This window comes from Fluviicola sp., assembly GCF_030151805.1.
In the GTDB taxonomy this organism is placed as follows: Bacteria; Bacteroidota; Bacteroidia; order Flavobacteriales_D; family Crocinitomicaceae; genus Fluviicola.
Genome location: NZ_JASLCN010000159.1, coordinates 1 through 6113 on the forward strand (window position 1 = coordinate 1; position 6113 = coordinate 6113).

8 protein-coding genes are annotated in these 6113 nt (G+C 41.2%); 1 reads left to right on the plus strand and 7 read right to left on the minus strand.

The genetic code is table 11. The features are described from left to right. Together Q1V93_RS05970 and Q1V93_RS05975 are read right to left on the minus strand one after the other, a co-directional pair. Positions 1-840, minus strand: an 840-nt coding sequence (locus tag Q1V93_RS05970) for a DoxX family protein (protein ID WP_300662774.1), incomplete at its 3' end; no start/stop codon positions are given. Positions 841-855: 15 nt separating this feature from the next. Then, positions 856-1392 (minus strand): DUF1599 domain-containing protein, encoded by a 537-nt coding sequence (locus Q1V93_RS05975; protein ID WP_300662776.1) that lies wholly within the window; start codon positions 1390-1392, stop codon positions 856-858. Positions 1393-1402: 10 nt separating this feature from the next. Here Q1V93_RS05975 and folP point away from each other — a divergent pair, with 10 nt between their 5' ends. Further along, the gene (gene folP, locus Q1V93_RS05980; RefSeq protein ID WP_300662778.1) at positions 1403-2269 is read left to right on the plus strand and encodes a dihydropteroate synthase; all 867 of its coding nucleotides are present in this window, start codon (positions 1403-1405) and stop codon (positions 2267-2269) included. Positions 2270-2454: 185 nt separating this feature from the next. Here folP and Q1V93_RS05985 read toward each other — a convergent pair whose 3' ends face one another. The 5 genes from Q1V93_RS05985 to Q1V93_RS06005 form a co-directional block, all read right to left on the minus strand. Continuing rightward, positions 2455-2898, minus strand: coding sequence for a PaaI family thioesterase (locus tag Q1V93_RS05985; RefSeq protein ID WP_300662780.1), 444 nt, complete (start codon positions 2896-2898; stop codon positions 2455-2457). Next, the gene (locus tag Q1V93_RS05990; RefSeq protein ID WP_300662782.1) at positions 2898-3746 is read right to left on the minus strand and encodes a mechanosensitive ion channel domain-containing protein; all 849 of its coding nucleotides are present in this window, start codon (positions 3744-3746) and stop codon (positions 2898-2900) included. Before Q1V93_RS05990 ends, Q1V93_RS05985 begins: the two co-directional genes overlap by 1 nt. A 66-nt stretch (positions 3747-3812) precedes the next feature. Further along, positions 3813-4634, minus strand: a complete 822-nt coding sequence (gene menB / locus Q1V93_RS05995; protein ID WP_300662784.1) for a 1,4-dihydroxy-2-naphthoyl-CoA synthase — start codon at positions 4632-4634, stop codon at positions 3813-3815. Between the two features lie 218 nt (positions 4635-4852). Next, positions 4853-5761: an AAC(3) family N-acetyltransferase gene (locus tag Q1V93_RS06000; RefSeq protein WP_300662786.1), complete on the minus strand. Its 909-nt coding sequence runs from the start codon at positions 5759-5761 to the stop codon at positions 4853-4855. Beyond that, positions 5761-6113: WG repeat-containing protein (locus Q1V93_RS06005; protein WP_300662788.1), on the minus strand; the 353-nt coding region annotated here is incomplete at its 5' end. The genes Q1V93_RS06005 and Q1V93_RS06000, both read right to left, overlap by 1 nt.

Sequence of the window (6113 nt, forward strand, 5' to 3'; positions counted from 1 at the left end):
CGGCTTAATCAATCGTTGAGCTGCAAAAATCCACACCACCAGGTAAAGCAATACGATATCTTTCCAAAGGGATTCTTTCGGTGTCAATGACCTTCCGACAGAACCTTTCATTGCATCTCCGAAACAGCCACAGTCCGTTACACATTGTGGTGCTTTCAATTCTTCTACCACCACCTCTTTCGCGTTTTTGGAAATGATCTTGACATCCTTATTCGTAACGGCTTCTTCGATTTTCATATTCGCCATGTGCGATTCTTGCGCTATATCCAACGAATACGTATCTCTGTCTACAAATTTGACTTTCGAATCACAGGTTGAAGTATGCCATGTCAGGAAAGTGAAGAACAACATCATGATTACCAACAGCCAGCTCACAAAACGAATTTTCCCACCAATGATTACCAACACTCCCAAAACAATCTCTGCGATACAGATAACTACCGACAACAACAATGCGTGCTGAATAAAATATTCCAGTGAAAATCCGGGAGCACCGAATAATTCCTTGATGCGGTACGCCAAAGCTCCGTCTTCAAAATATTCCTCCAGTTTGTATGAAAATCCTACCGGATCGTTCGCTTTGATTAGTCCCGAAACGATGAATAAACTTCCCACAATCACACGGGAAACTGTTGCAATCATCAATCTTCCTTTAAAGAAAATCAATGCTACAGCCGAGAATAACATCAAACCGATTCCCAAACTTGCGAAAAGCATCTTCTGCCCCTCAAAATGATCATGGAACCCCATGGTGGTGAGCGTGAGGCCCACTAAATTCAAAATAACAAACAGAACATTGAGTGGTAGTGAATGTCCTGAAATAGTTCTGGTAGTTTTCATAGAACCTAAATAATATTAAAGCGTAAGGTGTATTAATGCGAAAATCGAGTAGTTCAAAATATCAAAATAATTTGATTCGATTCCTTCGGAAGCTATTGTTTGTCCTCCATTATCCTCGATTTGTTTAATTCGTAACAACTTAATCAAAATCATATCGGTTAATGAACTCACCCGCATATCTCTCCACGCTTCGCCGTAGTCATGATTTTTTCGTTCCATCAATTCAAAAGCTTCCTGAGCTACCTGATTGTAAAGCATCAACGCTTCCTTTTCCGACAATTCCAATCCGAAACCGTCATTCGATCTGCTTTGAATAATTGCCATGATACAATAATTCACCATCGCACCGAATTCCCCCTCAATACTTTCGCCAACCTTATTTTCGTTGGTTTCCTGTAGCGTTCGGATTCTATTGGCTTTGATGAAAATCTGATCGGTCAGACTGCTGGCTCTTGCAATGCGCCAGGAAGTTCCGTAATCTTTCGTTTTTTTCAGGAAAATTTCTCTACAACCCTGTACGATGTGTTGATATTGTTCCGATGTTTGTATCATCTATGTCTGTATGGAATTTTTAAGGTTTGAAAATACAAATTTTTCGCGAGAGTGGCAGTTAAATACCCGCGGTAAGTTATTCACTATTTCTGCTCCCCAGGTGATGGGAATTGTCAATTGTACGCCTGATTCCTTTTACAAAAGCAGCAGAAAATCCGACCTGGAAGATCAGCGGCTTTTAATCGACCTGCACGTAAAAAACGGCGCAACATGGTTAGATATAGGAGGTTACTCTACCAGACCGGGAGCCGAACACATTTCAGAAAAAGACGAAATAGAACGCATCAAATCTGCTCTTGCTTATGCGCTTGAAACCTATCCTGAAATCAAACTGAGTGTTGATACTTTTCAGGCAGAGGTCGCAAATTATGTCCTGGAACAGGGCGCGCACCTGATCAATGACATCAGCGGAGGTTTAATTGATTCGGATCTGTTTTCGGTCGTTGCTGCTTTCCAGGTTCCTTATGTACTGATGCACATGCGTGGAACTCCGCAAAATATGTCGGGTTTGAATCATTATGAAAATATTCTCCGGGAAACGATTTACGAATTGGGAATCCAGAAAGAAAAAGCGATTCAGGCAGGAATAAAAGATATCATCATTGATCCGGGTTTTGGCTTTGCTAAAAACAGCGAACAAAACCTGGAACTGTTTTCAAAACTAGAGGCTTTCCATTTGTTTGACTGCCCGCTTTTAGTGGGGATTTCAAGAAAATCGATGATCTATAAAACACTTGGAATTGGAGCGGAAGATTCTCTGAACGGGACGACTGTTTTGAATACATTGGCACTTGAAAAAGGGGCTTCGATTTTGCGCGTTCATGATGTAAAGGAGGCTGTTGAAGCGGTTAATATTTGGGAGAAAGTTAGAACATAAAGAGTTGTTTTCAGGGGCTTATTGTTGGATTTGTAAAAGCAGTTTTTGAATGAACCAGTGTAAGTCATTTAGACTGATGATTTCCCTGAATCTTTATGGTCTATTGAAAAAATGATCCGCAAAAAAACAAAATTACTATATTACCATATTGTAAAACAACCCTATCTATTCTTGAAATCCTATAATTAGAAAACTTTCTCGCTGATTTTCGAAACCGGATACGCATTCATCGTTGCCGAAGCAGTTGCCACCAATTCCCCTTTTTGATTCGTCACTTTCCCTTCTACAAAAAGAATACGCCTCCCCGATTTAACAACCCGCGCATCAGCCGTCAGCACATCGTGTCTATTTGCCGGATTGAGGTATGAAATCGTCAGATTGACCGTCGAAACCACTTTCATTTCTTCACAAACCTGTGTCAAACAAGCCACTCCGAGAGCCGCATCAATCAATGCAGCAACCGAACCTCCATGCGCTGCAAAAGGAGTTGCCAAATGATTATCCGAGATTGTCATGTGATACAAGACATGCCCTTTCGATTCCACGTCGAAATCCATTCCCAATAAATCTCCGAAGCGATTCCAGACAATGTATTGCTGAATAATCGGGTGCTGTTTTAAACTCTCCATTAATTTGCCGTTTGCATTTGTACAATGTGTTCCTGAGGAGAAGTTAAATGAAGACCTTCTTTCTCAAAATCTTCATAAATACGCTTATTCAATGCATAATAAACATTCCAGTAATCATCTGTTTTTGCCCAGGCACGAACGGTCACCATCACAGATGCTCCCAATTCTCCCAACGCTACAAACGGTTCCGGATCTTTTTTTACACGTTTGTCTTCCGACAAATATTTCAGGATCAATTGATGCGCTTTAACGTAATCATCGCCATAAGAAATCGGAATACTCCAGTCTACACGGCGCACATTTGCTTTCGTGAAATTAGTCAGAGGACCATTCGCAATCGGGCCATTCGGAATCACAATCACCTTGTTATCAGAAGTGTGCAAATACGTGTAAAAAATCTGAATTTCCTTTACCGTTCCCTGTAAATTCTGTGTCAGGATGGTATCTCCGACTTTAAAGGGCTTGAAGAGCAAAATCATTACGCCTCCTGCGAAATTGGAAAGCGTTCCTGAAAATGCCATACCGATCGCCAAACCTGCAGCACCCAAAATTGCAACAAAAGACGTCATTTCGATTCCAAGCTGCGTTATTGCTGTAACAATTACCAACACCTTGAGAACAATCGTAGCCAGACTCGAAAGGAAAGTAACCAATCCGGCATCTACTTTTCCACGTGTCAGAATACGTACAACCAGTCGGCCAACCCATTTGGCGATCCAAAAACCAACCAATAGGATGACCACAGCGAAAATCAGGTTCGTTCCCGATTTTACCAGCCACTGCTTGCCTTCTGTTAAACTGAATCCGAAAATGCGCTGAAAATCAGCTTCAATATCCAATAATGCCATATTTTTAATGTCGAATTACGAATGCCTGATTACAAATTGAAAAGTTTTCTCAATTCTCAATTATAGTTACGGAAACTTAGGGAATTGCTGGAAATTCGGTTCACGCTTCTCCAAAAAAGCACGTTTTCCTTCCTGAGCTTCTTCCATCAGATAATACATCAAAGTAGCATCTCCGGCAAACTCCATCAAACCTCTTTGACCGTCTAACTCGGCATTCAATCCGCGTTTGATCATACGAATCGCCAAAGGAGAACGTTTCATGATTGTTTGACACCACTGAACTGTTGTATCTTCCAGGTCTTTCAAAGCAACCACTTTGTTTACCATTCCCATTTTTTCCGCTTCATCAGCAGTATATTGTTCACATAAGAACCAAATCTCACGCGCTTTTTTCTGTCCTACATGACTTGCTAGGAAGGAAGATCCGAATCCTGCGTCAAAACTTCCTACTTTCGGTCCGGTTTGCCCGAAACGCGCATTTTCAGAAGCAATCGTAATATCACACACCACATGCAAAACATGTCCGCCCCCAATTGCATATCCGTTTACCATTGCAATCACCGGCTTTGGTAAGGCACGAATGGCTTTGTGCACATCCAATACATTCAAACGCGGAACTCCGTTTTCGGAAATATATCCTCCGACTCCTTTCACGTTCTGATCACCTCCCGAACAAAATGCCTTGTCACCCTCTCCGGTCAATACAACCACTCCAATATCTTGTCTTTCGCGACAAATCTCCAAAGCATCCAAAATTTCCATATTTGTTTCAGGGCGGAAAGCATTGTAAACTTTAGGTCTGTTGATGGTAATTTTACCAATTCCGTCGAAGAATTCGAATTTGATATCTGTGTAGGACTTAATGGATGTCCAGTTTCTATTTGACATGTTTTGATTTTTTCTATTTACAAAAATAACAATGCTTGCATAAAATCAGTTCTTCACAAGCGCATTTATTTTGAACCGATCCGACACCTTTCCCGCATGAAGCTACACCTATCCTGCGCAACTTCCGCTCTAACGTTTGTCGTTGCTTAGTCTTCAAAAGCTACGCCTATCCTGCGCAACTTCCGCTCTAACGTTTGTCGTTGCTTAGTCTTCAAAAGCTACGCTTTTTCTCCTTTCGGAGTATAGATCGTGATTCCGCTCTCGTTGTAGACTTCAATTAACGTCTCAAGCATTTCGGAAGCATCAAAAACCAGGGTTCTCGCCTGCCCGACCAGTTCTTCAGTGAACACTCCTTTTTCCTTGAATAACGGAAGTAACTCATCGCATTTCCGTTTTGCAGATTGCTCCGGATTGTGAACTTTTACAGAAACCGATACGCGGATTCCATTTTCCTGAATGACTTCTGTTTGAAAAATTTCCGGATAATACACCGGATATTTGAAATCGAGAATAGCGTCTTCTGAAACGTGCAGGGAAGTCCCCGCATTGTCCAGCGTTACTCCGATATATAGAATTTTTCCATTCACTTGAGCCAATCTCGCAAAAGGACTGTTTTCCGTATAGGGCGTTAACTCTCCCAAATGTCCGTTTGTAAACCAATCTGCTTTCGGACCGAAACAACAAACCGGTTCTGTAGGGCTTTCTGAGCGCTTTACTCCGGGAAGTTTTCGGAAATATTCCGTAATTGCTCCCATTTTGGAAGGTTCATTTGCCACATCAAATTGTTTCAGATTCCGGATATAATCCAATTGGTAACCGGCATTCGGAGAACTGGGCATTAAAAGATTTCCTTCCAGGCCAATCACTTCAATCAAGGCATCAATAATCGTTTTCGGACCGCCCTGAACAAAACCAATTTTCGAAAAACTACTGTGAACCAATACCGAATCACCGGTTTTCAGTCCGCAATTTTTAAAATCACGAATCAAACTTTCCAATGAAGCCCCTTCGCCTTTCGTTTCCTGCCCGCGAATAATTTTACGCTGTTTTTCTTTCTTACTTTCCCTGTAAGCATTCAGCAATTTATCCGGAACAATCGACCGAAGAAAATTTCTCAACGCTGACATTAATCCAGAAGAGGTTTGATCAATTTGTTTTCAGGAACATAGAAATAATGTAATTCCGTTCCTTTCGTCAGAATGTAAAATTCATCCTGAACCTTACGGATGTTGGAGTATTCCAACGGAACTACCAGTTTTCCCTTGTTCGTATAAATTCCATAAAAAGCTCCCAATGAAACAATGAAATGAGTATCGTCTAAAACCTTGATTGTTGTGTGTTCAATCGGAATAACAATTTCACCTTTCGGGTTAATTGCACCTTTTAAAGTCAATAGTTGTACAACCCCCAACCCAGACTTGAAACTCTCCGCATATTCATAAGTTGCAGGAATGACGATTTTATTCTGTAAATCTATGA

Coding starts and splice junctions, on each gene's coding strand:
- Q1V93_RS05990 (WP_300662782.1), bottom strand. CDS start 3,746: ATGGCATTATTGGATATTGAAGCTGATTTTCAGCGCATTTTCGGATTC.
- menB (WP_300662784.1), bottom strand. CDS start 4,634: ATGTCAAATAGAAACTGGACATCCATTAAGTCCTACACAGATATCAAA.
- Q1V93_RS06000 (WP_300662786.1), bottom strand. CDS start 5,761: ATGTCAGCGTTGAGAAATTTTCTTCGGTCGATTGTTCCGGATAAATTG.
- folP (WP_300662778.1), top strand. CDS start 1,403: ATGGAATTTTTAAGGTTTGAAAATACAAATTTTTCGCGAGAGTGGCAG.
- Q1V93_RS05985 (WP_300662780.1), bottom strand. CDS start 2,898: ATGGAGAGTTTAAAACAGCACCCGATTATTCAGCAATACATTGTCTGG.
- Q1V93_RS05975 (WP_300662776.1), bottom strand. CDS start 1,392: ATGATACAAACATCGGAACAATATCAACACATCGTACAGGGTTGTAGA.